Raw genomic sequence first — 1,418 nt, forward strand, 5'->3', positions numbered from 1 at the left:
GGTGAGACAGCGATCGATTTATGCTGCGGAACTTGTGATTGGACCATCTCACTTGCTAAGGCAAGTGGCACTGGTAAAATGGTTGGGCTTGATTTCAGCCAAAACATGCTGGATTACGGTGCTGAGAAAATTAAAGAGCTTCACTTGGACAAGCAGATTGAGTTAATTCAAGGCAATGCGATGAGTCTTCCATTTGACGATAACACGTTTGATTATGCAACGATTGGATTTGCCCTCCGTAATGTACCTGATTTGGAGCAAGTCATTCGTGAAATGCAGCGTGTCGTTAAGCCAGGAGGGCTAGTTGTGTCTCTAGAATTATCGAAACCAACTTGGCAGCCGTTTAAATCAATCTATTATTTTTATTTCCAACGCGTCCTGCCTTTCTTAGGTAAGATGATTGCTCAGAAATATGAGCAGTACAAATGGCTGCCGGAATCATTAATTCATTTTCCCGACCACAAACAATTAGCAGCCATTTTTACAAACCAAGGATTGAAGAGTGTACAGGCTTACCCGTTAACCGGTGGGGTTGCGGCCTTGCATATTGGTACCAAGGGGAATACGAAATCAGGAGAGTAATGCGCATATGTTTACTAAACTAAAAATTTTTCTGGAAATGATTAAATTTGAACACAGTGTATTTGCACTGCCTTTTGCATTCATGGGAGCGATTCTGGGCTCGGTGGTATTAACTAACCATTTGCCAAGCTGGGCTCAAATCGGCTGGATTACATTAGCCATGGTGGGAGCAAGAACCGCTGCAATGGCACTAAATCGAGTGATTGATAAAGCGATTGATAAGAAAAATCCGCGCACCGAGAATCGCGCAATACCCGCTGGTTTAATTTCCATTCCGCAGGTCATTATTTATATTATTATTTCATTTGCTGTGCTTTTCTGGGCAACTTCCAATCTAAGTTCGTTATCGATGAAACTGCTGCCAATCGCAGTGTTTTTTCTTGTCTTTTACTCTTATACCAAAAGATTTACCTGGACATGTCATTTTGTGCTTGGCTTGACTTTAGGACTCGCCCCGCTTGGTGGCTGGATAGCTGTAACGGGTCAATTCACATGGGCATCCATTATATTTTATCTAACGGTCGTTTGTTGGAGCGCTGGGTTTGATCTCATATATGCTTGTCAGGATGCTGAATTTGACCGAAATGAAGGACTTCATTCTTTGCCAAGCCGCTTTGGCATTAAGGCAGCACTGAACACAGCTCGTATCCTGCACGTACTGACAGCGGTTGGCCTTGTAACCTTATTTTTCATGACACATCTAAGCTGGTTTTATTTAGTAGGACTTGTCATTGCCTATGTTATTTTGTACAAAGAACACAAATTGGTTTCACCTCAGGACTTATCCAAGCTGAATACAGCCTTTTTTACAATGAACGGAGTGCTTAGTCTTGTGA

2 protein-coding genes are annotated in these 1,418 nt (G+C 42.3%); both read left to right on the forward strand.

Translation table 11 applies throughout. The features are described from left to right. Positions 1-582 (forward strand): demethylmenaquinone methyltransferase (locus tag AC1DUA_RS37530; protein ID WP_477504561.1); only part of this gene is annotated, 582 nt, incomplete at its 5' end. A 7-nt stretch (positions 583-589) separates the two neighbouring features. Then, on the forward strand, positions 590-1,418 hold an 829-nt coding region (locus AC1DUA_RS37535), incomplete at its 3' end, for a UbiA-like polyprenyltransferase (RefSeq protein ID WP_477504562.1).

It is taken from the genome of Paenibacillus sp. 01T422 (genome assembly GCF_056398785.1).